The following is a 26,773-nucleotide window of genomic DNA, read 5'->3' on the forward strand; positions in this document are numbered from 1 at the left end:
TCCCGCATAGCTAAAGTTGGCACTAGTGCCGCATTTCCCCGTCAACCGCGCGCCACAGGTGCAGCGGGTTATCGTCCTGCAGCGCGGCGGGCAGCAGGATGGGTGGGGCGTCCTGGTACACCACGGGACGCAGGAAACGTTCGATAGCCTGGCTGGCGGCCGCCACATGCCAGGCGGGTGGCGCCACCGTACTGTTGATGCCGATCTGGCCGGCGATGCGCTGCAGCCGGGGCAACAGCTTCACCGCCAGCGCCATGTCGTCCGCGCCATCGCCCGTGGCCATGTGAATTACCGCGGCATGCTGGCGGCCCAGGCGCGCGGCCGCCGCCAGCATCGCGTGCTCGTCGCGGCAGCGCACCAGCAATCCGGCCGGGCTGCGACACGCATCGTCGAGCAGCGGCGGGTCTGGCAAATTCGCATCGTCGGTTTCGGCAAACATGGGGCGCGCCAGTCCCCGGCCCGCGCCCGGTGCGCCCTCGGCCAACAACGCGACGCGCTGCGCCGACAGCAGCCAGTCCACCCGCTGGCCATGGCCGCGCGCCCCGTCCGGCAACGCGATGGCGGGCAGCGCGCCGACTTCATCGATGATGGTTTCGCGCAAATCCACGTAGCCGTCGGCGTCCAGCGCAAACACCAGTGCCGGGCGGTGCGCGGCCGGCGCGGCGGCAAACTGGCGCACCAGTTGCTGGCCCAGGTGTTCGGCTTGCGCATTCAAGGCGCCCGGCAAAATAAAGACGGGATTGCAGGCGCCCGGTTCGGCCAGCACGGGTATCGGTTCCGCCCGCTCCAGGCTGCGCCGCATCAGCCGCAGCGCGTCCGCACGGTCGCTGGCCGCAGCGGCCCGCACGTCCGGATGCGCCACCAGCGCATCGACGCTGCCCGGCAGTTCGGGCGTCAGCGCATACACGCCATCGGGCAGGCCGGCGGCGCGCACGGCGCGCAGCACGGCCTGGCCCGCCAGCGCATGGCATAGCGGGTGCGTGGCGCGCGCGTGCACGATGACGGGGCAGCCCGCCGCCAACGCGGCCAGCGCGTCGGGACCGATGGCGCCATGGAGCGGCGTGGCGCCGCCGCCCAGGACTGCGGCCGGTCCCAGCGGCACGTGCTGGGCGCACAGGCGCAGCGGCGCAGTCTCGATGGCGGCATGTTGCCAGTGGTGGCGCTGCAACACCGTGCACAGCGCATCGATTTGCTGGCGGATCGCGGCCCGCTCCAGCATGACGGCGCCCGCATCGGCGCCCAGTTCGCGCCGCGCGGCATCCTGCATGGCGTCGGCCTGCGCATCGAGTTCGGCGGCGATCGCCTGCAGCAGGCGGCAACGCGTGGCGGCATTGCTCTGTCCAAAGGCGCAGGCGGCGCGGTCGGCGCGGCGCACCACCGCATCGAGCCGGGTCCAGGCTTCAGGATGAACGGTGGATGGCACGGACTGGATCACAGGCAGCCTCCGGGTGGGAACCATGCCATTTTAAAAACTAATTGCTGCACCCGCGCATAAATTCTTGTAAATTGGTGTTAAGCAAATAATTTGCATTCCTACATGTTTTAACGACATGCTTCCTCCCGACACCGTGTTCCTGTTTGGCTCGTTCCGGCTGGTGCCGGCCGAGCGCGCGCTGTATGGCAGCGGCGGCGCCGTGCGCCTGCACGGCCGCGCCTTTGACTTGCTGCTGGCACTGGTGGAACGGGCGGGTGAAGTGATCGCCAAGGATGAGTTGCTGGCCCGCGTCTGGCCGCAAACCTTCGTGGAAGAGGGAAACTTGCGCGTGCATATTGCCGCGCTGCGCAAGGCGCTGCATGACGACAGCGGCCAGCCGTATGTCGACAACGTGGTGGGGCGGGGCTACAGCTTCGTGGCGCCGGTGCGGCGCGTGTCTTCCTCCGCTGATGCGGCAATTGCCGCGCCGGCCCCCGCCATGCCGCTGCCCCGGCAGCCGCGCCTGTTCGGCCGTCACGACACCTTGCTGCGGCTGGAAGACTTGCTGGCGCAGGGGCGGCTCGTGACGGTGGCGGGGCCGGGCGGCATGGGCAAGACATCGGTGGCGCTGGCCATCGCCGCACGCTGCGCGGCCCGGGGCGGGCGCGTCCATTTGCTGGATATGGCGCCGCTGGCCGATGCCGCGCAACTGGGGGGCGCGCTGGCGCTGACGCTGGGCGTGCCGGCGCTGGCGCAGGATCCCGTGCCGGGACTGGTCGCGCATTTGCGCGGTGTGCAGGCCTTGCTGGTGTTCGACAATTGCGAACACGTGATCGATGCGGCGGCCGCGCTGGCGGAGCGCCTGCTGCGCGATACCAGCGGTATCCGCATCCTGGCCACCAGCCGTGAACCCCTGCGCGCGGAAGCCGAATGCGTGCACCGCCTGCCGCCGCTGGCGCTGCCGGACGCCACGCATGCGGCGCATGCCGACGCGCTGGCCGCCAGTCCCGCCGTGCAATTGTTTGCCGAGCGCGCAGCCAATGGCATGGATGGCTTTCGCCTCACGCCGGACAATGCCGCCTGCGTGGCCGACATTTGCCGCCGCCTCGACGGCATCCCGCTGGCCATCGAACTGGCGGCGGGACGGGCGGAATTCTTTGGCGTGCACGGCCTGGCGGCGCGGCTGGAAGATTGTTTTGCCGTGCTGACGCGGGGCCGCCGCACGGCGCTGCCGCGCCACCAGACGTTGCGCGCAACGCTCGACTGGAGCTACGACATGCTGCCGCCGCTGGAGCAGGCGATCCTGCGGCGTCTCGCCGTGTTCCGCGCGCCGTTCGGGCTCGATTGCGCCATCGACGTGGTGTGCTGCGAACAGGCGGACCGCGACTTCGTCATCGACAGCATTGCCAACCTGGCCGCCAAGTCGCTGCTCAGCGTGGACAGCAGCGGCAGCGAAACGCTGTACCGCCTGCTGGGCACCACGCGCGCTTACGCACTCGATAAATTGCGCGCCAGTGGTGAACTGGACCGGGTGTCGCGGCGTTATGCGCAGCGCTGCTGTGCATTGATGGAACAGGCGCAAGGCCTGTTCGACGAGTTGCCGCTGGTGCAGTGGCTGGCGCGTTTTGGCGGCAGCATCGGCCACGTGCGGGCCGCGCTGGACTGGACATTGGGCGCCGCTGGCGATGAGGATAACGAGGACGATGACGCCCGCTTTGCGCTGGGACTGCGCCTGTGCGCCGCATCCGCCACCTTGTGGTACCAGCTGTCGCTGATGGATGAATACCGGCGCCGGCTCGAACATGCCATGCAGCGCGTGCGGGGCGGCGCGCTGCGGATCGATGCGGGCACGGAAATGCGCTTGCAGCTGGCCATGGGCCACGCCCTGGTGCACGTGGGCGAACAGGTCGACAGCGCACGCCGTGCCGATGCCTTTGCGCGCGCACTGGCGCTGGCGGATCGGCTCGGCGATGGCGCAGCGCGCATGGCCGCACTGTGGGGCTGCTACACCGATGCGATTTTCGGCGGCGATTACCACGCGGCGCTGGCCTATGCGGAACGCTATGGCGCGGCGGCGGCCCACGGCGGCGAATTGGCGCAAGTCGGCCATGCGCGCATGCTGGCGCGCAGCATGCATTACCTGGGGCACCAGCAGCGCGCCCGCGCCCACGTGGATTACGTGGCGCGCCATCCGCTCAGCCACCGCCGCCACGCGTTGCACCGGGGGTTCCAGTTCGACCAGCACATTTCCACGCTGGCGATACAGGGGCGTGTACTGTGGCTGCAAGGCTATCCGGAACAGGCGGCGCACGTGGCGCGGCAGTGCGTGGACGATGCATTGCGGGTCGGCCACGGCATTTCACTGTGCTTCGCGCTGTTGCTGGGCTGCACGGTGTCCACCTGGTCCGGCGACGCGCAGGAAGCGGGCCGCTATACCGACCTGATCCTGGAACATTCGCAGCGCTGCGCGCTGCCGCACTGGCATTTCTGGGGTGAAGGGTTCGCCGTTGCGCAGCGCTTGCTGCATGACGGCGATGCCGCGGCGGAGGTTGTCACCGGGCCCGCCGTGTCGGCGCTGCACCAGAGCCCTTATTGCGGCGACATGCAGGTGGACGTGATGGCGACGCTGCACCCGCGCCTATTGAGCGCGCGCGCCATTGCACGGGCCGACGCAGGGCAGGCCGGCTGGAGTTGCGCGGAAGTGCTGCGCAGCTGGGGCGAATCGTTGCGGCGCGGCGGTTCGCCGGAACAGGCGGGCCAGTTGTTCCAGCGCGCGCTGGACGTCGCGCGGGAACAGGGCGCCGGCGCCTGGGAATTACGCGCCGCCATCAGCCTGGCGCGGTTGCGCCAGTCGCAGGGCCGGACCGGGGAAGCGCTGGCGCCATTGCAGGCGGCCTATGAACGCTTCAGCGAAGGGCACGCCACGCGTGACTTGCTGCAGGCCCGCGCCTTGCTGGACGAGCTGTCATAGCGGGCCGCGCTACGCCGCGTCGGCAAAGAACGCGGACGGCGTGGTGCCGAAAGTTTTCCTGAACATGGCGGAAAACGCCGACTGGCTGGCATAGCCCAGTTGTTCGGCCACCTGCGCCAGCGGCACGCCGCGCGCAATCAGCGGCGCCGCATGCGCCAGCCGCACTTGCTGGCGCCACTGGCCGAACGTCATGCCCAGTTCCTTTTCAAACAAGCGCGCCAGCGTGCGCTCGGAAGCGCCCACCTGTCCGGCCCAGCCGCCCAGCGTGTGCGCCATGCCGGGATCGGCGATCAGCGCGGCGCACAGGCTGGCCAGGCGCTTGTCTTCCGGCAGCGGCACGCGGATCGCGCGCGTGGCCAGGCGCGCCACTTCATCGATGATCAATTCGCAGAGCAGGGTGGCCCGCGTGCCCTGGTCGGCCGGGTCCAGCTGTTCCAGCGCGACCAGCATTTCCCGCATCAGCCCCGAGACGGCCAGCACCTTGCATTCCTGGCCGGGGAAGGGCGAGCGCGAGGCCAGCACGAACAAGGGACGCAGGCGCGCCGTTTCCAGCACTTCGATCGCATGCTCGATATCGGGCGGAATCCAGATCGCCCGCTGCGGCGGCACGATCCAGCTGCTGTTGTTGGCGGTGACGCGCACCACGCCTTCCAGCGTGAACGTCACCTGGCCCCACAGGTGGCGGTGCGGCTCCATCTGATATGCGACGCCCAGGTCGCGGGCGCGCAAGGTCACGGGCCGGGCTTCGCTCGGGTAGGGGCCGGGCAGGTTGGGATCCGTATGGGTAACGATGGGGACGGGCATGGTTGGCGGTTTTGCGACAAAGGATGTCTTTCCATCTTAATTCAGACGCGGCAATTTTGCTTACACTGGTTGCAGTCATCCAATAAAATTCAATAGCAACAGGAGCAACCCGATGTCTTCCCCTGATAGCGCCACATGGCGCTCCGACGTGCGTGTGATCAGCCTGGTGGGCCTGGCGCACGGCATTTCCCACTTTTACCACGTGATCCTGGCCGCGCTGTTTCCGTGGCTGATTCCCCAGTTCAACCTGTCCCACGTGGAAGTGGGCTTGCTGATGACGGTGTTCTTCGTCGTCTCCGGCATCGGCCAGACACTGGCCGGCTTTGTCGTCGACCGCTTCGGCGCGCGCGCCGTGCTGTTTTCCGGCGTCGGCTTGCTGGGCGTCTCGGCGCTGGTGCTGGCCGGTGCGCAGCAATACCCGGTGCTGATCGCCGGCGCCATGCTGGCCGGCCTGGGCAACAGCGTGTTCCATCCGGCCGACTACACGCTGCTGAACCAGCGCGTGTCGGCGGCGCGCATGGCGCACGCGTTTTCCGTGCATGGCATCAGCGGCAATATCGGCTGGGCCCTGTCGCCGCTGTTCATGACGGCCATTACCACGCTGTCGGACTGGCGCACGGCGCTGCTGTGCGCCGCCGCGCTGCCGTTCGCGGTGCTGGCGATCCTGGTGCTGAACCGCCAGGCGCTGCGTCCCAATCCGATCGTCCGCCACGCGCATGCCAAGGGCGGCGGCTCGCTGGACTTCCTGCGCCTGAAATCCGTGTGGATGTGCTTTGCCTTCTTCTTCGTGACGGCGCTGGCGCTGGGCGGCATCCAGAGCTTCGCGTCGCCGGCGCTGGTGTCGCTGTATGGCATGTCGCTGGCCATGGCCACGTCCAGCTATACGGCGTACATGGGGGCGTCGGCGGTCGGCATGGTGCTGGGCGGCTTCCTGGCGGCGGGCCGCAAGGACCACGATAAGACCATCGCGTTCGCCTTCACGCTGGCGGCGCTGCTGGCCGTGGTGCTGGCGTCGGCCACCGTGCCGGCCTGGCTGGCGTTCGTGCTGATGGGGGCGATCGGCTTTGCCGCCGGCCTTGCGGGCCCGTCGCGCGACCTGATGATCAAGGCGGCCGCGCCGCCGAACGCCACCGGCCGCGTGTTCGGCGTCGTGTATTCGGGGCTGGACAGCGGCTTGTCGGTGGCGCCGCTGCTGTTTGGCGCGCTGATGGATGCGGGGCGTCCGGGCTGGCTGTTTGTCGGCATCGGCATCTTCCAGGCCATGGCGATCGCCACGGCGGTGGGGGTGGGCGGCAACACCCGCGCCCTGCGCCTGCAAAAAGCCTGACGAAAGATTGCCGCGCATCGGCGGTTCGGCGTACCCTGAAGTTTTTACCAACTTTGGGGTATTGCCATGAGTTTTGCCACGACCGACCTGTGCGACGACAACGCTGAATTGCTGGAGAACGGCGAGCTGGCCGTGTTGCCGCCGGTCTTCCACAATTATGGACAGCATATGCGCTTTTGCGGGCCGGCCGCCACGCTGAAAGTCTTTGAAGACAATGCGCTGGTGCGCTCCGCGCTGGAACAGCCGGGCAACGGTCAGGTGCTGGTGATCGACGGCGGCGGCAGCATGCGCCGCGCGCTGGTGGGCGGCCAACTGGGCTTGCTGGCGCAAAACAATGGCTGGGCCGGCATCGTGGTCTATGGCTGCATCCGCGACACCGATGAAATCAACGCCTGCGCCACCGGCGTGCGCGCCCTCGGCGCCCATCCGCAAAAAAGTGCGAAGAAGGGCGTTGGCGACGTCAATCCGCAGGTACAGATCGCGGGCGTGACGGTGCGCCCCGGCGACTGGATTTATGCCGATGCGGATGGCGTGCTGGTGGCGCGCGGCAAGCTGAAATAAGCGCACAAACAAAAACCGCACCAATGGGTATCCATGGTGCGGCGATGCGCTCACACTTCCCTTCCGGACGGGCGGTGGAGCGGGCCGGGGACGTGGTGATGGCCGAATATCCGTAGCGGAATGTCCGCTGGCGTCGACATCATTCAGTCTTCACATCGTGCCGCCGGCTGCTCTGGGTGTGTTGTTCTTGGTGAGTTCAGGATAGCAGAGCCTGTCCTAATGTCTCATTGTATTTTCCTACGCTAATTTTAGTTCCTATTTAGAAATTATAGTTTCAAATAGGAAAGCGCGCCTCTGCTTCACCGCGTTTTCACTTCACGGAATGCCGGTTTCATATCGTGGAAACCTATGCGGCCATGCCGCATGACCTTCCTTCCAAAGCAAGAAATGTCATTCCGAATCATGAAAAGTTCGTGATAAATCATTGTTTTTAAATGAAACAAATTTGCTTATATGTCTTATATAAGAGTATTGCTGCGGTGAACAACAGCGCCTACCATGTCTATAACAGACTTCACTTTGTATCCGACATCGACAGGAGAACACCATGGCCACCCGTGAACAGCAAATCGCCGAACTGCAGCAAGACTGGGACACGAATCCACGCTGGAAAGGCGTCACCCGCAGCTATACGGCTGCGGACGTGGTGCGCCTGCGCGGCTCGCTGAAAATAGAACATACGCTGGCGCGGCAGGGCGCGGACAAGCTGTGGAAGCTGGTCACCACCGAACCCTTTGTCAATGCACTGGGCGCACTGACGGGCAACCAGGCCATGCAGCAAGTCAAAGCGGGATTGAAGGCGATTTATTTATCAGGCTGGCAAGTGGCGGGCGACGCCAACCTGGCCGGGGAAATGTACCCGGACCAGTCGTTGTATCCGGCCAATTCCGTGCCCATGGTGGTGCGCCGCATTAACAACACGTTCCAGCGCGCCGACCAGATCCAGTGGTCGGAAGGCAAGGACGACATCGATTATTTCGCGCCCATCGTGGCCGATGCGGAAGCGGGCTTTGGCGGCGTGCTGAACGCCTATGAATTGATGAAATCCATGATCGAAGCGGGTGCGGCCGGTGTGCACTTCGAAGACCAACTGGCATCCGTCAAGAAGTGCGGCCACATGGGCGGCAAGGTGCTGGTGCCGACCCGTGAAGCGGTGGAAAAGCTGACGGCGGCGCGCCTGGCGGCCGACGTGATGGGCACGCCGACCCTGGTGATCGCCCGCACCGATGCGGAAGCGGCGGATTTGCTGACGTCCGACGTGGATGACAATGACAAGCCGTTCTGCACCGGCGAGCGCACGGTGGAAGGCTTTTACAAGGTGCGTCCCGGCATGGAACAGGCGATTTCCCGCGCGCTGGCCTATGCGCCGTATGCCGACCTGGTGTGGTGCGAAACGGGCAAGCCGGACCTGGTCTTTGCCAAGCAATTCGCCGAAGCCGTGCACGCGCAATTCCCCGGCAAGATGCTGGCCTATAACTGCTCGCCATCGTTCAACTGGAAGAAAAACCTCGACGACGCCACCATCGCGAAATTCCAGCGCGAACTGGGCGCCATGGGCTACAAATTCCAGTTCATCACGCTGGCCGGCTTCCATTCGCTGAATTATTCGATGTTCAACCTGGCGCATGGCTATGCGCGGCGCCAGATGTCGGCCTTCGTGGAGTTGCAGGAATCGGAATTCGCCGCGGCGGAGAAGGGGTTCACGGCCGTCAAGCACCAGCGCGAAGTGGGTACCGGTTACTTCGATGCGGTCACGCAAACCATCCAGCAGGGACAGAGCTCCACCACGGCGCTGCATGGTTCGACGGAGGATGAACAATTCTTTGACGGATCCAGGAAAGTCGCCTGACGACACGCGCCGGCTGGGCCCCGCCAGCCAATTCACAGGCCGCCGGACCAGTCCCCTCGCTGGTCCGCGGCCTTTTCTGCATGAAGGCGCCGGGGATCGCCCCTGTATAATGGCCCCCTTGAAGCATCACCCACCAAGAGGAAAAATCCCATGTTCAGTTACCGCCACGCTTTCCACGCCGGCAACCACGCCGACGTGCTGAAGCACTTTGTCTTGATCCAGTTATTGCAATACATGAACCGGAAAGACACTGCCTACACCTATATCGATACCCACGCGGGCGCGGGCGTGTATCAGCTGGACGGGGAATATGCGGCGAAGAGCGGCGAATCGGCCACCGGTATCGCCCCGCTGTGGGAGCGCGACGACTTGCCGGAAGCGCTGGCCGAGTACGTCGACTTGATCAAGAAGATGAACCCCAGCGGCAAGCTGCGCTTTTATCCGGGCTCGCCCTATTGCGCGGAGCAGGTGGCGCGTGAGCAGGACCGCTTGCGCATGTATGAAATGCACCCGGCCGACTTCAAGCTGTTGACCGATAATTTCCGTAAATTGGCCGAACACGCGGCGGCGCAGGGCCAGCGCCCGTCCGTGCGCGGGCAGCGCGCGCTGGTGACGCGCGCCGACGGCTTCCAGTCGCTGAAAGCGCTGTTGCCACCGCCGTCGCGCCGCGCCGTGGTGCTGTGCGATCCGCCCTATGAAGACAAGCAGGATTACCGCAAAGTGTCCGACATGCTGCACGAAGCGCTGAAGCGCTTCCCGGGCGGCATGTACGCCGTCTGGTATCCGATCCTGCAGCGTATCGAAGCGCGCAATTTCGCGGAACGCCTGAAGCACATGCCGGGCACGGAATGGCTGAACGTGTCGCTGACGATCCGCACCCCGGGGCCGGACGGCTTTGGCGGCTTGCACAGCAGCGGCATGTTCATCATTAATCCGCCGTACACGCTGGAAGCCACGCTGAAGCAGGTGATGCCTTACCTGGTCGACGTGCTGGGCGTCGATGCGGGCGCATCGTTCGTGCTGGAATCCGGCCTGGCCGCCACCACGCCGCGCCTGACGGCGTCGCCCCACGCGGATGGCCCGCGCGCGGCCGCGTCGCCGCGCAGCAGCGGCCAGCGCGCCGGTTCCGGCCGGCCGCAGGGGGATGCCGGCAGCGTCTATGGCGGCGGCAAGGCGCGTGGCGCCAGCGGACGTCCCGGTTCCGATCGGGCCCGCAGCGAACGCCCGGGGGGGGATCGCGCCGCCAGCGCCGGTGCGGGCGCCGATGGCGCCAACCGCGGCCGTCCGGGCAGCGAACGCATGCGCGACGCGCGTCCGCCGGTTGAGCGGGCAGGCGGCAATGAAAGCCGTGCCCCGCGTGGCGACGCCCGTCCTTCCGGCATGGGTGGTTCCGGCGCGGCCGACGGCGCGGGCAGGCGGGGTGGCCGTCCGGCCGGCAAACCGTTTGCCGGCACGGGCCGCACGTCGGGGCCGCGCAACGGCCCGCGCAAGGGTTAAAAAAATTGTAACGAAAAGTGTTGTCATGACTGCATTTTTAGGTATAGGCTAGTACTAACCGGGCACGACAAAGCCTGTGCCCGGTCCGCCTTCCACGCCGCGGCGCAGCGCCGCTGCGGAACGATCAACGAGCGGATTGGGGCCGATCATGACCACGCCTGCAGACTTTTCTCCTGCCATCGCGAACCAGTTTTACCTGGCGCGACAACCCATCCTCAATCGCAGCCAGCGCCTGGTTGCCTATGAATTGCTGTTCCGCCACGCCGATGCGGAATCGGCCCACGTTACGGATGACGCCACTGCCACGGCGTCCGTGATTGCCCATGCCAGCGAACTGGGCATGGAGCAGGTCGTGGGCGACCAGATGGCGTTCGTCAATGTCGACGAAGTGGGGCTGATGAGTGACTTCATCCATTTCCTGCCCACGGACAAGGTCATCCTGGAAATCCTGGAAACCGTGCATGCCACGCCGGACGTTCTGGCGCGCGTGCAGGAATTGAAAGAGCAGGGCTTCCGCTTCGCGCTGGACGATGTGATCCACCACAGCGAAGATGTGCAGAAATTCCAGCCGATGGCGGACGTGATCAAGGTCGATATTCACGACATGTCCCGCGCCGACCTCGATGCGCTGGCGCTGAGCCTGAAAAGTTCGCCGCAAAAACTGTTGGCGGAAAAGGTGGAAACCATCGAGGAATACCAGCACTGCATGGACCTCGGCTTTGAATACTTCCAGGGCTATTACTTTGCCCGCCCCGTCATCCTCAGCGGCAAGAAGATCGAGCCATCGCAACTGGCAATCCTGCACTTGCTGAATTTGCTCAATACCGATGCCGACCAGCAGGAAATCGAACGCAGCGTCAAACACGATGCCCTGATCACATTGAATTTGCTGCGCCTGGTCAATACACCGGCGGTCGGGGCGCGCTTTCGCATCAATTCCGTCAGCCATGCGCTGATTGTCCTGGGGCGGCGGCAATTGCAGCGGTGGCTGCAGATACTGCTCTATGTAAAGACGGGGCCTAGGCAGGAATTCGATTCGCCGCTTCTGCTGATGGCCACCACCCGCGGCAAAATGATGGAACTCATGATGGAACGCCTGCATCCCGGCCAGCGGACAGGCGCGGACATCGGCTTCACGGTCGGCATCATGTCGCTGATGAACACGCTGTTTTCCGTGCCGATGGAAGAGATCCTGGACAGCGTCAACGTGATCGACGACGTGCGCGCCGCGCTGCTGTACCGGCGCGGCGAATATGGCGACATGCTGTCACTGATCGAGCACGTGGAGCGGGCCGGCGACAGCGGAGAGATGGCCGACCTGCTGGCGAACCTGGAAATGGAGCCTGCCGATTTGTTCGAGGTACAGGTCGCGGCATATGACTGGGTCAATGAGTACCGGACGGGTTTGCACTGACGCATGAATGCCACATGTGTTGCAGGCGTTGTAAATCTGATAGCATGATGCCCCGTTGAAATTATTGTATGCATCATGCCCTCATTCGTTCGTATTTTTGCGGCTGCCGTTTGCCTGGCGCCTGTTTTGGCACTGGCGGCTGCGCCCGCCACGCTGTATTCCGCCAAAGAAGAATTGCGCGCCTGCATGGATGATGGGGAAGCGCTCAAACCTTTGCTGGCGGCCCGTGATGCGTGGATACGCGGTCATGAGGCGGAGTTGAAGGGCTTCCACGATGAGATGCAGGCATTGGTGGCCCGGCAGCCCGAGGTCGACCGTGGCGATGAACAGGCGGTCGCCGCATTCAATGCGGAGATGGCGACGCTCAACGCACGCGTCGCGGAAATCAACACCAGGGGCGAGCAATTCAACAAGGATTCAGTTGAATTGAATGCGCGCTTGTTCGCGGTCAACAAGCGCTGCGCAGGCAAGCTGTATCGGATCAAGGACCGCGACGCGCTGCTGAAGGAGCGGGCGCAGCGCAAGCCGTAAGCGCCGCATTACCGCCCCGGGGCTTGGCGGCGCCGTCCCTGCCTTATTGACCGAGTATCAGGAATACCGTCGGTTTTTTATGGAAATCCGGCGTCTTGCCGGCGCCAAGTTGGCTCTTCCATTGCGCCACCGTCATGGTGTGGATGGCTTCGCCCGGCAAGCTGATGTCGGTGGCCACGCAGACCAGTGTGGTGCCGTGGCAGCTGGCCGTGATGGCTTCCAGCATGGCGCCGTTGCGGTACGGCGTTTCAATAAACAGTTGCGTCTGTTTTTCGTGGCGCGAGCGGATTTCCAGTTCCTTTAAACGCTTGGTGCGCAGCGCCGCATCGGTGGGCAGGTAACCGTTGAAGGCGAAGCTCTGGCCGTTCAGGCCGCTGGCCATGACCGCCAGCAGCAGCGACGAGGGCCCCACCAGCGGGCGCACGGGAATATTGTGCTGGTGTGCGAGGCGCACCAGGTCCGCGCCCGGGTCCGCCACGGCCGGCACGCCGGCTTCCGACAGCAGCCCCGCATCTTCACCGGCCAGCAATGGTTCCAATAACCCTTTCAGCGCGGCGGGCGGCGTATTGACGTTCAGCTCGCTGATGCGGATTTCCTGCATGGGCCTGGCCAGCGGGTAATTCGCGCCGACCAGCTTCAGGAACGCGCGCGCGGTCTTGGCGTTTTCCGCCACGAAGTTGACGAGGCCGGCCGTGGTGGCCTGCACGTGTTCGGGGATGACGTGCGACAGCGATTCAGTGTCGCCCAGGGTATTCGGAATCAGGAACAGGGTGCCGGTCATGGGGTCAGTGTGCAAGGTTGAAGAAGGATACGCCGGCGGCGCGCAGCATGCCGGTCAGCGCGATCAGCGGCAAGCCGGTCAGCGCGGTCGGGTCGTCGGTGGCAATGCGTTCGAGGATGGCGATGCCCAATCCTTCGTTTTTTGCGCTGCCCGCGCAGTCATATGGTTGTTCGATGCGCAGGTAGGCATCGAGTTCCGCGTCGGGCAAATCGCGGAACGTGACGGTGGTCCGGATGTCTTCCACCTGCGCGGAATTGTTGCGTCCATCCCACAGGCACAGCGCCGTATGAAAAATCACGTCGCGGCCCCGCATTTTCTGCAATTGCGTCAGCGCGGCCGCATGGGTGCCGGGTTTGCCGATCTGTTCATCGTCCAGCGTGGCGACCTGGTCGGAGCCGATCACCAGCGCACCCGGATGACGCGTCGCCACGGCCGCGGCCTTGTCGCGGGCCAGCCGCAGCGCGGTGGCGCTGGGCGTCTCGCCCGGCAGGGGGCTTTCATCGATGTCGGGCACGTCCACGGTGAAGGGCAGTTGCAAGCGGCTCAACAGTTCGCGGCGGTAGACGGAACTGGACGCCAGCACGAGTCCCGGAAAAAGTCGGGGGGAATTGTCGGGAGGGGAATTTTGAATAATCGGCATTGGTTTACTGGCCCCACGCAATGTTTTGTTATATGCTCTGTGCGCTGTGATTCGGCACAAACGCGGCGGCAAATAAAAATGTGCCGGTAAACGGGCACATCGCTGAAAATCCTGCTATTATCGCAGGTTTTCCGGGGAATGCTGCTAATGACTGCCTTTGTGATCGACGCGTTTGAATTTTGTCGGACCAATGGAAACCGCGACGGCGTGACGCCGGTCGCCGAGATGCCCCGGTTGGCCAAGGAAACCGCGGACGCCACCGGCGAGATCGCCTGGAAAGCCGAAGGCGGCACCAGCAAGCATGGCTTCCCGCAGTTGCGTCTGTCGACCAGTGGTACGGTGCAACTGGTGTGCCAGCGCTGCATGCAGCCGTTTGCTCATGAATTACATTCGTCGACCCTGCTGATGCTGGGCAAGGACGATGCAAATGCGGATGAAATCGAAGAGATTATCGACGATGAGTCGGTCGACGTGATCGTCGGCGCCCGCGATATGGATTTGATGTACCTGGTGGAAGATGAGGCCTTGCTGGCATTGCCGCACACGCCCCGCCACGAAGTATGTCCCGATACGTCGCTGCTCGACTCGTTGAAGTCCGATGCGCAGTCGCCGTTTGCAGGTTTGAAGAACCTGAAAAAATAATTGAATTGAAGTTGTAAAAGACGTGTCAGACGCGTGCAAGTATCGAGTATTGGCATCGTTGTAGTAAGTAGTAAAAGTAGGCGTTGGCAAGTGGCTAAGTTACTAATTGTTTTACTAACCATTTGCCGCATGGATACTCGATTCGCATGTATTTGCTGGTCGAATGTGTTAGAATCTTAGAACTTTGTATTAGGAGTCATCATGGCAGTTCAACAGAACAAGAAGTCCCCATCCAAGCGCGGCATGCACCGTTCGCACGATTTCCTGGTTGCACCAAACCTGGCAGTCGAGCCAACCACCGGTGAAACGCACCTGCGTCACCACATCAGCCCTAACGGTTTCTACCGTGGCCGTAAAGTGCTGAAGACCAAAAACGACGAGTAATCGGCGTTTTTACCCAGAATAAAGGCGGTGCGACGTGAGCTTGACTGACGTTACGCCGCTTTTTTCTTTTCTTTCGGCTGGTTTCCAGCCCGTCATCTGTATCCAGCAGGACTGAACGCAACCCGTTCCGGCCCCGCATCTGTCCCACATGACAATAAAAATATCCATCGACTGCATGGGCGGCGATCATGGCCCGTCGGTCACGATTCCGGCTGCCATTTCCTTTTCCAGGCAAATGCCTGATGTCGAGTTGATCCTCGTAGGCCTGGAAGACGTTATCCGCGCGGAATTGAAAAAACACGGCGCCGAGTCGCAGTCGCGCATCACGATCCAGCACGCTTCCGAGCAAGTCACCATGGACGACCCGCTGGAAGTCGCCCTGCGCCGCAAGAAAGATTCGTCGATGCGCGTCGCCATCGAGCAAGTCAAAGACGGCAAGGCGCAAGCGGCTGTTTCGGCCGGCAATACCGGCGCGCTGATGGCCGTGTCGCGCTATGTGCTGAAAACCATGGCGGGTGTCGACCGTCCCGCCATTTGCAGTATCTTGCCCAACGAAAAGGGCGGCCCCACCTACATGCTCGACCTGGGCGCGAATGTCGATTGCGAACCGCACCATTTGCACCAGTTCGCCATCATGGGGTACGTGCTGGTGCACGCAATGGAGGGGATTGAAAAACCCACCATCGGCTTGCTCAATGTCGGCACCGAAGATATCAAGGGCAATGAACTGGTCAAAGCCACCGCCAAGCTGCTGCAGGCCGACCATGAGCGCGGCGCGCTGAATTACCACGGCAACGTGGAAGGCACCGATATCTTCCGGGGAACCGTCGATGTCGTGGTGTGCGACGGCTTTGTCGGCAACGTGACGCTGAAAGCGATGGAGGGGCTGGGCCACTTCATGAAAACCGTGATCACCACGGAATTCAAGCGCAACTTCCTGACCATGCTGGGCGCCGTGATTGCCGGCGGCGCGCTGAAGGCCATGAAAAACAAGTTTAACCCGTCCCGTTATAACGGCGCTGGTCTGCTGGGCTTGCGCGGCCTGGTATTCAAGAGCCATGGCGGGGCCGATGCGTACGCGTTCGAATGGGCGCTGCGCCGGGCGTATGAGGCAGCAAAAAATGACGTGCAGGCCCAGTTGGCGACCATGATCGCCGAGCTGATGCCGCGCGGTGCGGAACCAACGCAAGAGCAGGCGTAACGCAGGGAAGTGCCGTTCCAGGGAGCGGCCGGTGTGACAACCGGCCGGGAACGCCTTGCAATACGCCGGCCCGAATATCTGGATAACCTGGGTGCCGGGCCTTCAGGCCGGTATCCACATATCATTGGATGAAACGGCATGACTTTGTACAGCAAAATTATAGGCACCGGCAGCTATCTGCCTGAAAAACGCGTGACCAACCAGGACCTGGCCGAGCAACTGGCGGCCAAGGGCATCGAGACCTCGGACGACTGGATCGTCAGCCGCAGCGGCATTTCGGCGCGCCACTATGCCGAACCCGAGCAGAATTCATCCGACCTGGCCGCCCATGCGGCCCGCAATGCGCTGGAAATGGCCGGCCTGAAAGCCGACGAGATCGACCTGATCATCGTCGCCAGTTCCACGCCCGACTTCTTCGGCAGCTTCCCCAGCACCGCCTGCATCGTGCAGCGCAAGCTGGGCATGACCAATCACAGCGCGGCAGTCGACGTGCAAGCCGTGTGCAGCGGCTTCGTCTATGCCGTGTCGACGGCCGATGCGTTCATCCGCGCCGGCGTGCACAAGAATGTGCTGGTGATCGGCGCCGAAGTATTTTCCCGCATCCTGAATTTCGAAGACCGCACCACCTGCGTGCTATTCGGTGATGGCGCGGGCGCGATCGTCCTCAGCGCATCGGAAGAGCCGGGCATCCTGGCCACCAAGCTGCATGCGGACGGCCGCCATGCGGACATCCTCAGCATCCCGGGCAACCTGGCCGGTGGCGCCGTGGCCGGCAGTTCGTACCTGTACATGGATGGTCAGGCGGTCTTCAAGCTGGCCGTGACCGTGCTGGAGCAGGTCGCCAACGAAGCGCTCGATCACGCCGGCATGACGGCGGAGCAGCTGGACTGGCTGATCCCGCACCAGGCCAACATCCGCATCATGAAGGGCACGGCGAAAAAGCTGCGCATGCCGGAAGAAAAAATGGTCGTCACGGTGGATCAGCACGGCAATACGTCGGCCGCGTCGATCCCGCTGGCGCTCGATATCGCCGTGCGCGATGGCCGCATCAAGAAGGGCCATAACGTGCTGATGGAAGGTGTTGGCGGCGGCTTCACGTGGGGCGCGGTCCTGGCAAAGATGTGATTTCCGCCACCGGCGCGGTAAAATACCGATCTCTTTAGAATTAGAGTTCTAAAGGTTGGGATGGCTAAGGCAGTTGCCCTACCATGGCACGCCGTAGTCCTGACAATCAGACAAGAACGAGACAGATATGAGTAAATTTGCATTTGTATTCCCAGGCCAGGGTTCGCAAGCCATCGGCATGATGGATGGCTTTGCCGGTAATCCGGTGGTGGCGCAGACCATCGCCGAAGCGTCCGATGCACTGGGTTTCGACATCGGCAAGCTGATGGCCGAAGGCCCGAAGGAAGAACTGGACCTGACCACCAACACGCAACCGGTCATGTTGACCGCCGCCGTGGCGGCGTACCGCGCGTGGATCGCCGCCGGCGGCCCCGTACCGACCGTGGTGGCCGGCCACAGCCTGGGTGAATATTCCGCGCTGGTGGCAGCCGGCGTGATCGCCTTCAAGGATGCGGTGCCGCTGGTGCGTTTCCGCGCCCAGGCGATGCAGGAAGCCGTGCCGGTGGGGCAGGGCACGATGGCCGCCATCCTTGGCCTGTCCGATGACGACGTGCGCGCCGCGTGCGCGGAAGCGGCAGGCGGTGAAGTGGTCGAGCCCGTCAACTTCAATGCGCCGGCACAAGTCGTGATCGCCGGCCACGTTGCCGCGGTGGAGCGCGCCTGCGAACTGGCCAAGGCCAAGGGCGCCAAGCGCGCGCTGAAACTGCCGGTGTCCGCGCCGTTCCACTCGTCGCTGCTGAAGCCGGCGTCGGACCGCCTGCGCGACTACATGGCCGGCATCACGTTCAACGCGCCGCAAATCCCGCTGATTAACAACGTCGACGTCGCCATCGTCAACGACCCGGCCGCCATCAAGGATGCGCTGGTGCGCCAGGCGGCCAGCCCGGTACGCTGGGTGGAATCGATGCAGAAGGTCGCGGCCGACGGCATCACGCAAGTGATCGAATGCGGTCCGGGCAAGGTCCTGATGGGCCTGGCCAAGCGCATCGACGGCAACCTGGTGGGCAGTGCGATCTACGATCAGGCGACGCTGGACAGCATCATCGCGGCATATAAATAAAGGAATTACATGACTCTGTCGAATCAAGTCGCCCTGGTAACGGGCGCATCGCGCGGCATCGGCAAGGCCATCGCGCAGGAACTGGCCCGCCAAGGCGCCCGCGTGATCGGCACCGCCACCACGGAAGCGGGCGCGGAAGCGATTTCCGCCTACCTGGCCGAGATCGGCGCCGAGGCCGGCAAAGGCATGGTGCTGAACGTGACCGATGCGCCGGCCTGCGCCGCCATCATCGACGACATCACCAAGGCCTATGGCGCCGTCGGCATCTTGGTCAACAATGCGGGCATCACGCAAGACCAGCTGGCCATGCGCATGAAAGATGAAGAGTGGGATAACGTCATCGCGACCAACCTGACGTCGGTGGGCCGCCTGGCCCGCGCCGTGTTGCGCGGCATGATGAAGGCCAAGACCGGCCGCATCATCAACGTCACGTCCGTGGTGGCGTCGGCCGGCAATCCAGGCCAGATCAACTACGCGGCCGCCAAGGCCGGCGTGGAAGGCATGACGCGCGCGCTGGCCCGTGAAATCGGCAGCCGCAACATCACTGTCAACAGCGTGGCGCCCGGCTTTATCGATACCGATATGACCAAGGCGCTGGGCGACGACCAGCACACGGCGCTGCTGACGCAGATTCCGCTGGGCCGCTTGGGCAAGCCGGAAGACATCGCCGCGGCGGTGGCATTCCTGGCCTCGCCACAGGCCGCTTACATCACGGGCACGACCTTGCACGTGAACGGCGGCATGTACATGAATTGATGGAGATGCACGGAGTTATTCGTGCATTGTCGTCATTTAGTAATGATTTCAGTCTAAATAGCACCACATGCTGAAATTAGTTTTTCAGCGCGCAAACCTGATAAAATGCGCGCTTTCCGTAACAAACAAAATGGAGCCATAACATGTCGGATATCGAACAACGCGTAAAAAAGATCGTCGCTGAGCAACTGGGCGTCGCCGAAGCAGACATCAAAAACGAATCGTCCTTCGTTGACGACCTGGGTGCTGACTCGCTGGACACCGTTGAACTGGTGATGGCACTGGAAGACGAGTTCGAAATGGAAATCCCTGACGAACAAGCAGAAAAGATCACCACCGTGCAGCAAGCTATCGACTACGCTACCGCGCACGTTAAGGCCGCCTAAGCGTCCCGATCCACTCCAGGAGAATCGCTTGAGTTCTAAAAACCGTCGTGTAGTGGTCACCGGCCTCGGCTGTGTGTCTCCCGTCGGCAATACGATTGCCGAAGCGTGGAGCGCTGTCGTTGAGGGTAAGTCGGGGATCGCCAACATCACCAAGTTTGATGCGCAGCCTTTTTCGACTCACTTTGCAGGTGAAGTAAAGGGCTTCAATATCGAGGATTACATCCCCGGTAAGGAGGCGCGCCATATGGATACCTTTATCCACTTTGGCATGGCGGCCGGCATTCAGGCGGTCCAGGATTCAGGCCTGGTCGTCACCGAGGAAAACGCTGACCGCATTGGCGTGATCATTGGTTCCGGTATCGGCGGCCTGCCGATGATCGAAGAGCAAAAAGCGGATTACGACAAGCGCGGCCCGCGCCGCATTTCGCCGTTCTTCGTTCCTGCTTCGATCATCAACATGATCTCGGGCAATCTGTCCATCAAGTACGGCATGCGTGGTCCCAACCTGTCCATCGTGACAGCGTGCACCACCGGCCTGCACAGCATTGGCGCGGCAGCGCGGCTCATCGAGTACGGCGATGCCGACGTGATGGTCGCCGGCGGTGCGGAATCGACCGTGTCGCCGCTGGGCATGGGCGGTTTCGCTTCGGCCCGCGCCCTGTCGTCCCGCAATGACGACCCGGCAACCGCGTCCCGTCCATGGGACAAGGACCGCGACGGCTTCGTGCTGGGCGAAGGCGCCGGCGTGATGGTGCTGGAAGAGTACGAGCATGCCAAAGCCCGTGGCGCCAAGATTTATGCGGAAGTCCATGGCTTCGGCATGACCGCGGACGCCTACCATATGACGTCGCCGCTGGAAGACGGCAGCGGCGGCAGCAAGGCTGTGATTGCAGCGCTGAAAAACTCCGGACTCAATCCGGACCAGGTGCAATATGTGAACGCCCACGGCACGTCGACCCCATTGGGCGACCAGGCCGAAGTCGTTGGCATCAAGCGCACCTTCGGCGACCACGCCAAGCAACTTGTAGTCAGCTCGACCAAGTCGATGACCGGCCACCTGCTGGGCGGCGCCGGCGGCCTGGAAGCCGTGTTTACGGTCCTGGCGATTCACAATCAAGTGATCCCGCCGACCATCAACATCTTCAACCAGGACCCTGCCTGCGATCTGGACTTCTGCGCCAATGTGGCGCGGGACGCGAAGATCCAGTACGCCGTGAAAAACTCGTTCGGCTTCGGCGGAACGAACGGCAGCCTGGTATTCGGCAAGATCTGAGTTTGAACTAATCTGCGCCGCTCCGGTCTGATCGACGGGGCGGACGCAAAATGGCGCCGGCTTGTCCGGCGCCATTGTCGTTTACGTCCCCACCTTTCCACTCACGTCATCGGGCATCGCCATGGGCATTGCCGTGTCGCTGGTCGTGCGTCCGTCCCGTTGCCTGCGCTGGCTGCAGGCAGGGTTCGGCGCGTCCGTCTGCACCGTGCCGCTGCTGCTCTGGCCGCCTGAAGCACCGCTGGCCTGGCTGGCTGTGCTGACGGGCTTGCTAGCGTTGTGCCACCCGCCTCTGGCGTGCGCAAATGACAAGGGCTGCCGGATTGATATTTCGGATAACGGCATGCTGCGCGTGGCGGTATACCTGAACCACAGTGTTCCCGTCGCCATGCCGGCAGTATTGCTGCCGGGCGCCGTGCTGTGGCCGCAATTGCTGGTATTGCCGCTGCGCCTGGCTGATGGCCGTACCGTGCGCCTGCTGGTATTGCCGGACAGCGTGGCGCCAGGCGCTTTCCGTTCATTATCGGTGGCATGCCGGGCTTGCGCCGCCAGGGACCTGTGAAACCTTTACGGGGACGCGGTGACGACAGAACGCGAAAGCGACCAGTTGCTGGTCGAGCGGGCGCAGGCCGGCGATCGCGGCGCTTTCGACGTGCTGGTGGTGAAATACCACCGCCGGTTGACGCGCCTGCTGAAGCGCATGGTGCGCGACCCGGCCGAAGCGGAAGACGTGGTGCAGGAAACCTTTATCAAGGCTTACCGCGCACTGCGTTTCTTCCGTGGCGATGCCGCGTTTTACACGTGGCTGTACCGCATCGCCGTCAATACCGCACGCCATTACCTGGCCAGCGCAACGCACCGGGTGAATGCCACGGCAGCCCAGTCGCGCGAACAAGTCCACGCGCTGGAAGAGCAGTTGCGGGACAACGATACGCCCGAATCGGTGCTGGCCAGCAAGCAGATCGCGCTGACCGTCAGCGCCGCCATGGAAGCGTTGCCTGCGGAGCTGCGGGTCACCATCATGCTGCGCGAACTGGAAGGGCTCAGTTACGAGGAAATCGCGCTGATCATGGATTGTCCGCTCGGCACCGTGCGCAGCCGGATTTTCCGGGCGCGCGAAGTCATTGCGGAGCGGCTGGAGCCGGTGATCGACAAGATGACGGAAGGGCGCTGGTAGCGTATCGGCCGGGTGCGCACTGCGCGGCTGGCAGCAGCGGTTGCCCGGCAAGCAGCAGCCGCTGCTGCCATGCAAACACGCAGCGCGTTGCGTCAACCGACCCCTTGAAAAAACTTGCACATTGCTACATCTTGTGTGCGCTGCACGCCGGGATTTCGCTTACCATGTCCCGACCGGGCGCATTGTGATCCGCATTGAACCGAATCCAAAACTAGAACTTTCCTGCCAATGAAAACGACTTTCCCGACTGGTACTCGCACCACTTTGTCCGCGCTGATGATCAGCGCAGGTATTTTGTTCGCTCCCGCCATGGCCGGCCTGGCTCCCGCGGCGCAAGCGGCTTCCTCTTCCGTCGCGGGCTTGCCCGACTTTGCCGACATGGTTGAAAAGGTCGGGCCGGCGGTGGTGAATATCCGCACCACGGAGCGCCTGAAGTTGCAAAACAATGCGCCGGGCCAAGTCGACGCGGAGGAAATGCAGGAATTCCTGCGCCGCTTCTTTGGTGGCCAGATTCCCACGCCGCGCGGCCCGCAAGGCCAGAGCCCCCGTGGCCGCCGCAATGCGCCGCAGCAGGGCGACGAAATTCAGCGCGGCATCGGTTCCGGTTTCATCACGTCGGCGGACGGCTATGTGCTGACCAATGCGCACGTGGTCGACGGCGCCGATGAAGTGTACGTGACCCTGACCGACAAGCGCGAATTCAAGGCCAAGGTGCTGGGCGCCGATACCCGCACCGACGTGGCGCTGCTGAAAATCGAAGGCAGCAAGCTGCCCAGCCTGACCATCGGCGATTCCAGCAAGATCCGCGTGGGCGAGTGGGTGGTGGCGATCGGTTCGCCGTTCAACCTGGAAAACACGGTCACGGCCGGCATCATTTCCGCAAAATCGCGCGATACCGGCGACTACCTGCCGCTGATCCAGTCCGACGTGGCGGTCAATCCCGGCAACTCGGGCGGCCCGTTGATCAACATGCGGGGTGAAGTGATCGGCATCAATTCGCAGATCGCGACCTTGTCCGGCGGCTATAACGGCATTTCGTTCTCGATTCCAATCGATGAAGCGATGCGCGTGGCCGAACAGTTGAAAAAATCCGGCAAGGTGGCGCGCGGCCGCATCGGCGTGCGCATCGGCGAGCTGGGCAAGGAAGTGGCGGAAGCGCTGGGCCTGAAAAACACGCAGGGCGCCGAAGTGACCCTGGTGGAGCCGGGCGGCCCGGCCGACAAGGCGGGCATCAAGGCCGGCGACATCATCATCAAGTTCAACGGCGCCGCCGTGAACCGCTCCAGCGATTTGCCGCGCATGATCGGCAGCGCGCCGCTCGACTCGAAGGCGACCGTCACCGTGTGGCGCAAGGGCCAGCAACTGGACTTGCCGGTCACCGTACTGGAACTGGATGGCGAGAAAACCGCGAAAGCTGGCGCCGCCGAGAAGCCGCAGCCGGAAGTGGCCAATGCGCTGGGCTTCAAGGTCAGCGACCTGAGCGCCGCGCAGAAGAAGGAATTGAGCCTGGATGCGGGCGTGGTGGTGGTGGCGGCCGAAGGGGCGGCCGCCCGCGCCGGCTTGCAGGCCGGCGACGTGCTGCTGCAATTGAATAACATCGAGATCCGCGACGCCAAGCAATTCAACGCGGCCGTGGCCAAGCTCGATCCGAAGAAGTCGCACGTGGTGCTGGTGCGCCGCGGTGAAGTGGCGCAATTCATTTCGCTGCGTCCAACCCCTTCGTCGAAATAAACGGCAATATCAACCATCGTACCCGGCGGTCCGGCCTGGCCGGACCGCCTTCCCCTTCAGGCTTTATGCACTTCACCCTGTATTCCCGCTCCTATTGCCACCTGTGCCAGGACATGCTGGACGCCCTCAACGCCCTGCAAACCCCGCAGCGCCCGTTTACCGTCGACGTGATCGACGTCGACGCGGACGACGCCCTGGTGGCGCGTTTCGACGAGCTGGTGCCGGTGTTATTCGCCAATCTCGACGAACCTGAGCTGTGCCACTATTTTTTGAACGAAGATGCCGTCAAAAGGGTGTTGGAGGGCAATAAATAGCCGTTGAAATAACATTTTGCAGCGATGCACCCGTCGAAATCCCGGCTTTCCCCTCTGAAATCCGGTAAAATGCGAGGGTTGGAAAGCTGCCTTGTGATACCCAAAAGCGCTCGCCAGGGGCAGGTATGCCCCGTTCAGAGCGCTTTTTGTATTGCTGGCAACCGCTTTTATCCGGAGTTAGCCTGTCACCGCCGTGATGGCGGCCGTCCTTTTTTAGATTTGTTTAATGAACAACATACGCAATTTTTCCATTATCGCCCACATCGACCACGGTAAATCGACCTTGGCCGACCGCATCATTCAGCTGTGCGGCGGCTTGTCCGAGCGCGAAATGGAAGCGCAGGTGCTCGATTCGATGGATCTGGAGCGCGAGCGCGGCATCACCATCAAGGCGCAGACCGCTGCGCTGAGCTACAAGGCGCGCGACGGCCAGGTGTACAACCTGAACCTGATCGACACCCCGGGCCACGTGGACTTTTCGTACGAAGTGTCGCGCTCGCTGTCGGCCTGCGAAGGCGCGCTGCTGGTGGTCGACGCGTCGCAGGGCGTGGAAGCGCAGACCGTGGCGAACTGCTACACGGCGCTGGACCTGGGCGTGGAAGTGGTGCCTGTGCTGAACAAGATCGACTTGCCGAACGCCGATCCACCGACCGCGATCGCGGAAATCGAAGACGTGATCGGTATCGAGGCGGGCGACGCCGTGCATTGCTCGGCCAAGACCGGCATGGGCGTGGACGACGTGCTGGAAGCCATCATTGCCAAAGTGCCGCCGCCGAAGGGCGATCCGGAAGCGCCGCTGCAGGCGCTGATCGTCGACTCGTGGTACGACGCCTACGTGGGCGTGGTGATGCTGGTGCGCGTGGTCAACGGCACGCTGCGTCCGAAAGACAAGATCAAGCTGATGGCGACCGACTCGGTGCAGCTGGTGGACGACGTGGGCGTATTCGCGCCGCGTTCGGTCTCGCTGCCGCAACTGTCGGCCGGGCAGGTGGGCTTCATCATTGCCGGCATCAAGGAACTGGCCGCCGCCAAAGTGGGCGATACCATTACCCTGGCGACCAAGCCGGCGCCGGAACCGCTGCCGGGCTTCAAGGAAGTCCAGCCGCAGGTGTTCGCCGGCCTGTTCCCGGTCGAAGCCAACCAGTACGATTCGCTGCGCGACGCGCTGGAAAAACTCAAGCTCAACGATGCCGCGCTGATGTACGAGCCGGAAGTGTCGCAGGCGCTGGGCTTCGGCTTCCGCTGCGGCTTCCTGGGCTTGCTGCACATGGAAATCGTGCAGGAGCGCCTGGAGCGCGAATTCGACCAGGACTTGATCACCACGGCGCCGACCGTCGTGTATGAAGTGGTCATGCGCGATGGCAGCGTGGTCAAGGTGGACAACCCGTCGCGCATGCCGGAAACCACCAAGATCACGGAAATCCGCGAACCGATCGTCACGGTCAACCTGTACATGCCGCAAGAGTATGTCGGTTCCGTGATCACGCTGTGTATCGGCAAGCGCGGCGTCCAGATGGACATGAGCTACCACGGCCGCCAGGTGAAACTGGTCTATGAAATGCCGATGGGTGAAATCGTGCTGGACTTCTTCGACAAGCTGAAGTCCACGTCGCGCGGCTATGCGTCGATGGATTACGAATTCAAGGAATACCGTCCATCGGACGTGGTGAAAGTCGACATGCTGATCAACGGCGAAAAAGTCGACGCGCTGGCCATCATCGTGCACCGCTCCAACAGTGCCTACCGTGGTCGCCAGGTCGCCGCCAAGATGCGCGAACTGATCCCGCGCCAGATGTTCGACGTGGCGATCCAGGCAGCCATCGGTGTCAACGTGATTTCCCGTGAAAACGTCAAGGCGCTGCGCAAGAACGTGCTGGCCAAGTGCTACGGCGGCGACGTCAGCCGTAAGAAGAAACTGCTGGAGAAACAGAAAGCCGGTAAAAAACGCATGAAACAGGTGGGCTCGGTGGAAATTCCACAAGAAGCGTTCCTGGCCATCTTACAAGTGGATGAGAAATGACCTTGCAAGCTCTACTGACCAACTTCGCCCTGATCCTGTTCGTGTTGATGGTGATCACGGGCGTGATCTGGTGCCTGGATGTGTTTTATCTTGCCAAGCAGCGCCGCGCCGCGGCGGACCGTGCACTGGCGGAATATGATGCGCGTTCGGCCAAGCTGACGGCCGACGGCATCAAGCTCGATAACACCACCAGCCGTGCGGAAATCGAAGCGGCCAACCTGCGCCAGCCAACGTGGGTGGAATATTCCGGCAGTTTCTTCCCGGTGATCGCACTGGTGTTTTTCCTGCGCTCGTTCCTGTACGAACCGTTCAAGATCCCGTCGATGTCGATGGTGCCGACCTTGCAAGTGGGCGACCTGATTCTCGTGAACAAGTTCACCTACGGTATCCGCTTGCCGATCATCAACAAGAAAATTGTTGAACTGAACGATCCGAAGCGTGGCGACGTCATGGTGTTCAAGTATCCGCGCGATATGAGCCAGGATTACATCAAACGCGTCATCGGCGTGCCGGGCGATAAGATCACGTATGAAAACAAACGCCTGACCGTCAATGGCAAGCCGGTGGAATACACGGCGCTGGAAGATTACCTGAACGAGGAAAGCCTCACGTATTCGAAACAGTTCAAGGAAAACCTGACCGGCACCGAACACCGCGTGATCGTCACGGAAGCGGCGCCCACCGTGAACTTGTCGGATGTGAAAGATTTCCCGCACAGCGAAGCGTGCACTTATCGCTACGAAGGCTTCACGTGTGTTGTGCCTGCCGGCAATTACTTTATGATGGGCGATAATCGCGACAATAGCGCGGACAGTCGTTACTGGGGCTTTGTTCCGGACAAGAATATTGTTGGTAAAGCATTCTTTGTCTGGATGAACCTCGGCAACCCATTGAAACGGATTGGCAGCATCCAATAAG

25 protein-coding genes are annotated in these 26,773 nt (G+C 62.8%); 21 read left to right on the top strand and 4 right to left on the bottom strand.

Features of this window, described 5'->3' with window-relative positions; all coding sequences use genetic code 11:
• Positions 1 to 22: 22 nt before the first annotated feature.
• The gene (locus GJ700_RS09320) at positions 23 to 1,435 is read right to left on the bottom strand and encodes an aldehyde dehydrogenase family protein (RefSeq protein WP_195763840.1); all 1,413 of its coding nucleotides are present in this window, start codon (positions 1,433 to 1,435) and stop codon (positions 23 to 25) included.
• Positions 1,436 to 1,550: 115 nt separating this feature from the next.
• On the opposite strand from GJ700_RS09320, the gene GJ700_RS09325 reads away from it, so the two are divergent.
• Positions 1,551 to 4,385, top strand: coding sequence for an ATP-binding protein (locus GJ700_RS09325; RefSeq protein WP_154372970.1), 2,835 nt, complete (start codon positions 1,551 to 1,553; stop codon positions 4,383 to 4,385).
• 9 nt (positions 4,386 to 4,394) lie between these two features.
• Here the strand turns inward: GJ700_RS09325 and GJ700_RS09330 are convergent, their stop codons facing one another.
• Positions 4,395 to 5,189, bottom strand: coding sequence for an AraC family transcriptional regulator (locus GJ700_RS09330; RefSeq protein WP_154372972.1), 795 nt, complete (start codon positions 5,187 to 5,189; stop codon positions 4,395 to 4,397).
• 112 nt (positions 5,190 to 5,301) lie between these two features.
• Between GJ700_RS09330 and GJ700_RS09335 the strand changes: the two genes are divergently transcribed.
• From GJ700_RS09335 to GJ700_RS09360, 6 genes are all read left to right on the top strand, one after another.
• On the top strand, positions 5,302 to 6,516 hold the full coding sequence (locus GJ700_RS09335) for an MFS transporter (protein ID WP_154372975.1): 1,215 nt from the start codon (positions 5,302 to 5,304) through the stop codon (positions 6,514 to 6,516).
• A 66-nt stretch (positions 6,517 to 6,582) separates the two neighbouring features.
• Entirely contained in the window at positions 6,583 to 7,077 is a 495-nt protein-coding gene (gene rraA, locus GJ700_RS09340; RefSeq protein WP_154372978.1) for a ribonuclease E activity regulator RraA, read from the top strand.
• A 547-nt stretch (positions 7,078 to 7,624) separates the two neighbouring features.
• On the top strand, positions 7,625 to 8,926 hold the full coding sequence (aceA, locus tag GJ700_RS09345) for an isocitrate lyase (RefSeq protein WP_154372981.1): 1,302 nt from the start codon (positions 7,625 to 7,627) through the stop codon (positions 8,924 to 8,926).
• 150 nt (positions 8,927 to 9,076) lie between these two features.
• Complete coding sequence (locus GJ700_RS09350) at positions 9,077 to 10,423, top strand: 23S rRNA (adenine(2030)-N(6))-methyltransferase RlmJ (RefSeq protein ID WP_154372983.1); 1,347 nt, start codon at positions 9,077 to 9,079, stop codon at positions 10,421 to 10,423.
• Positions 10,424 to 10,571: 148 nt separating this feature from the next.
• Positions 10,572 to 11,837, top strand: a complete 1,266-nt coding sequence (locus GJ700_RS09355) for an EAL and HDOD domain-containing protein (protein WP_154372986.1) — start codon at positions 10,572 to 10,574, stop codon at positions 11,835 to 11,837.
• 126 nt (positions 11,838 to 11,963) lie between these two features.
• Positions 11,964 to 12,368, top strand: coding sequence for a hypothetical protein (locus GJ700_RS09360; protein ID WP_154372988.1), 405 nt, complete (start codon positions 11,964 to 11,966; stop codon positions 12,366 to 12,368).
• A gap of 43 nt (positions 12,369 to 12,411) precedes the next feature.
• Here the strand turns inward: GJ700_RS09360 and GJ700_RS09365 are convergent, their stop codons facing one another.
• Both GJ700_RS09365 and GJ700_RS09370 read right to left on the bottom strand, forming a co-directional pair.
• Positions 12,412 to 13,149 (bottom strand): SAM-dependent methyltransferase, encoded by a 738-nt coding sequence (locus GJ700_RS09365; protein WP_154372990.1) that lies wholly within the window; start codon positions 13,147 to 13,149, stop codon positions 12,412 to 12,414.
• A gap of 4 nt (positions 13,150 to 13,153) precedes the next feature.
• Positions 13,154 to 13,789: a Maf-like protein gene (locus GJ700_RS09370; protein ID WP_154372992.1), complete on the bottom strand. Its 636-nt coding sequence runs from the start codon at positions 13,787 to 13,789 to the stop codon at positions 13,154 to 13,156.
• Positions 13,790 to 13,936: 147 nt separating this feature from the next.
• Between GJ700_RS09370 and GJ700_RS09375 the strand changes: the two genes are divergently transcribed.
• The 14 genes from GJ700_RS09375 (at position 13,937) to lepB (ending at position 26,772) form a co-directional block, all read left to right on the top strand.
• On the top strand, positions 13,937 to 14,431 hold the full coding sequence (locus GJ700_RS09375) for a YceD family protein (protein WP_154372994.1): 495 nt from the start codon (positions 13,937 to 13,939) through the stop codon (positions 14,429 to 14,431).
• A gap of 201 nt (positions 14,432 to 14,632) precedes the next feature.
• Complete coding sequence (rpmF, locus tag GJ700_RS09380; protein WP_028104096.1) at positions 14,633 to 14,815, top strand: 50S ribosomal protein L32; 183 nt, start codon at positions 14,633 to 14,635, stop codon at positions 14,813 to 14,815.
• A gap of 148 nt (positions 14,816 to 14,963) precedes the next feature.
• Complete coding sequence (plsX, locus tag GJ700_RS09385; protein WP_154372996.1) at positions 14,964 to 16,016, top strand: phosphate acyltransferase PlsX; 1,053 nt, start codon at positions 14,964 to 14,966, stop codon at positions 16,014 to 16,016.
• Between the two features lie 138 nt (positions 16,017 to 16,154).
• Positions 16,155 to 17,141: a beta-ketoacyl-ACP synthase III gene (locus tag GJ700_RS09390; RefSeq protein ID WP_154372998.1), complete on the top strand. Its 987-nt coding sequence runs from the start codon at positions 16,155 to 16,157 to the stop codon at positions 17,139 to 17,141.
• 127 nt (positions 17,142 to 17,268) lie between these two features.
• On the top strand, positions 17,269 to 18,201 hold the full coding sequence (fabD, locus tag GJ700_RS09395) for an ACP S-malonyltransferase (protein ID WP_154373000.1): 933 nt from the start codon (positions 17,269 to 17,271) through the stop codon (positions 18,199 to 18,201).
• A 9-nt stretch (positions 18,202 to 18,210) separates the two neighbouring features.
• Positions 18,211 to 18,957 carry a 3-oxoacyl-ACP reductase FabG gene (fabG, locus tag GJ700_RS09400; protein WP_154373002.1) on the top strand — a complete coding sequence of 249 codons (747 nt, stop codon included), beginning with the start codon at positions 18,211 to 18,213 and terminating at the stop codon, positions 18,955 to 18,957.
• A 143-nt stretch (positions 18,958 to 19,100) separates the two neighbouring features.
• On the top strand, positions 19,101 to 19,343 hold the full coding sequence (gene acpP, locus GJ700_RS09405; RefSeq protein ID WP_154373004.1) for an acyl carrier protein: 243 nt from the start codon (positions 19,101 to 19,103) through the stop codon (positions 19,341 to 19,343).
• 28 nt (positions 19,344 to 19,371) lie between these two features.
• Positions 19,372 to 20,616: a beta-ketoacyl-ACP synthase II gene (gene fabF, locus GJ700_RS09410; RefSeq protein ID WP_154373006.1), complete on the top strand. Its 1,245-nt coding sequence runs from the start codon at positions 19,372 to 19,374 to the stop codon at positions 20,614 to 20,616.
• A 61-nt stretch (positions 20,617 to 20,677) separates the two neighbouring features.
• Positions 20,678 to 21,175, top strand: a complete 498-nt coding sequence (locus GJ700_RS09415) for a protein YgfX (RefSeq protein ID WP_154373008.1) — start codon at positions 20,678 to 20,680, stop codon at positions 21,173 to 21,175.
• 18 nt (positions 21,176 to 21,193) lie between these two features.
• A complete protein-coding gene (gene rpoE / locus GJ700_RS09420; protein ID WP_371867892.1) occupies positions 21,194 to 21,790 on the top strand; it encodes an RNA polymerase sigma factor RpoE in 597 nt (198 codons plus the stop codon).
• Between the two features lie 228 nt (positions 21,791 to 22,018).
• The gene (locus tag GJ700_RS09425; protein ID WP_154373010.1) at positions 22,019 to 23,521 is read left to right on the top strand and encodes a DegQ family serine endoprotease; all 1,503 of its coding nucleotides are present in this window, start codon (positions 22,019 to 22,021) and stop codon (positions 23,519 to 23,521) included.
• A gap of 65 nt (positions 23,522 to 23,586) precedes the next feature.
• Entirely contained in the window at positions 23,587 to 23,835 is a 249-nt protein-coding gene (locus GJ700_RS09430) for a glutaredoxin family protein (protein ID WP_154373012.1), read from the top strand.
• 226 nt (positions 23,836 to 24,061) lie between these two features.
• Complete coding sequence (gene lepA / locus GJ700_RS09435; protein WP_154373014.1) at positions 24,062 to 25,855, top strand: translation elongation factor 4; 1,794 nt, start codon at positions 24,062 to 24,064, stop codon at positions 25,853 to 25,855.
• Positions 25,852 to 26,772, top strand: a complete 921-nt coding sequence (gene lepB / locus GJ700_RS09440; RefSeq protein ID WP_154373016.1) for a signal peptidase I — start codon at positions 25,852 to 25,854, stop codon at positions 26,770 to 26,772. The genes lepA and lepB overlap by 4 nt, the downstream gene beginning before the upstream one ends.
• Position 26,773 lies beyond the last annotated feature (1 nt).

Source organism: Pseudoduganella rivuli, assembly GCF_009674485.1.
Taxonomy (GTDB): Bacteria; Pseudomonadota; Gammaproteobacteria; order Burkholderiales; family Burkholderiaceae_D; genus Rugamonas; species Rugamonas rivuli_B.

Excerpts from the sequence above, each read along its gene's own strand:
- GJ700_RS09325 (WP_154372970.1), top strand. The coding sequence starts at position 1,551 with ATGCTTCCTCCCGACACCGTGTTCCTGTTTGGCTCGTTCCGGCTGGTG.
- GJ700_RS09330 (WP_154372972.1), bottom strand. The coding sequence starts at position 5,189 with ATGCCCGTCCCCATCGTTACCCATACGGATCCCAACCTGCCCGGCCCC.
- GJ700_RS09335 (WP_154372975.1), top strand. The coding sequence starts at position 5,302 with ATGTCTTCCCCTGATAGCGCCACATGGCGCTCCGACGTGCGTGTGATC.
- rraA (WP_154372978.1), top strand. The coding sequence starts at position 6,583 with ATGAGTTTTGCCACGACCGACCTGTGCGACGACAACGCTGAATTGCTG.
- aceA (WP_154372981.1), top strand. The coding sequence starts at position 7,625 with ATGGCCACCCGTGAACAGCAAATCGCCGAACTGCAGCAAGACTGGGAC.
- GJ700_RS09350 (WP_154372983.1), top strand. The coding sequence starts at position 9,077 with ATGTTCAGTTACCGCCACGCTTTCCACGCCGGCAACCACGCCGACGTG.
- GJ700_RS09355 (WP_154372986.1), top strand. The coding sequence starts at position 10,572 with ATGACCACGCCTGCAGACTTTTCTCCTGCCATCGCGAACCAGTTTTAC.
- GJ700_RS09365 (WP_154372990.1), bottom strand. The coding sequence starts at position 13,149 with ATGACCGGCACCCTGTTCCTGATTCCGAATACCCTGGGCGACACTGAA.
- GJ700_RS09370 (WP_154372992.1), bottom strand. The coding sequence starts at position 13,789 with ATGCCGATTATTCAAAATTCCCCTCCCGACAATTCCCCCCGACTTTTT.
- GJ700_RS09375 (WP_154372994.1), top strand. The coding sequence starts at position 13,937 with ATGACTGCCTTTGTGATCGACGCGTTTGAATTTTGTCGGACCAATGGA.
- rpmF (WP_028104096.1), top strand. The coding sequence starts at position 14,633 with ATGGCAGTTCAACAGAACAAGAAGTCCCCATCCAAGCGCGGCATGCAC.
- plsX (WP_154372996.1), top strand. The coding sequence starts at position 14,964 with ATGACAATAAAAATATCCATCGACTGCATGGGCGGCGATCATGGCCCG.
- GJ700_RS09390 (WP_154372998.1), top strand. The coding sequence starts at position 16,155 with ATGACTTTGTACAGCAAAATTATAGGCACCGGCAGCTATCTGCCTGAA.
- fabD (WP_154373000.1), top strand. The coding sequence starts at position 17,269 with ATGAGTAAATTTGCATTTGTATTCCCAGGCCAGGGTTCGCAAGCCATC.
- fabG (WP_154373002.1), top strand. The coding sequence starts at position 18,211 with ATGACTCTGTCGAATCAAGTCGCCCTGGTAACGGGCGCATCGCGCGGC.
- acpP (WP_154373004.1), top strand. The coding sequence starts at position 19,101 with ATGTCGGATATCGAACAACGCGTAAAAAAGATCGTCGCTGAGCAACTG.
- GJ700_RS09425 (WP_154373010.1), top strand. The coding sequence starts at position 22,019 with ATGAAAACGACTTTCCCGACTGGTACTCGCACCACTTTGTCCGCGCTG.
- GJ700_RS09430 (WP_154373012.1), top strand. The coding sequence starts at position 23,587 with ATGCACTTCACCCTGTATTCCCGCTCCTATTGCCACCTGTGCCAGGAC.
- lepA (WP_154373014.1), top strand. The coding sequence starts at position 24,062 with ATGAACAACATACGCAATTTTTCCATTATCGCCCACATCGACCACGGT.
- lepB (WP_154373016.1), top strand. The coding sequence starts at position 25,852 with ATGACCTTGCAAGCTCTACTGACCAACTTCGCCCTGATCCTGTTCGTG.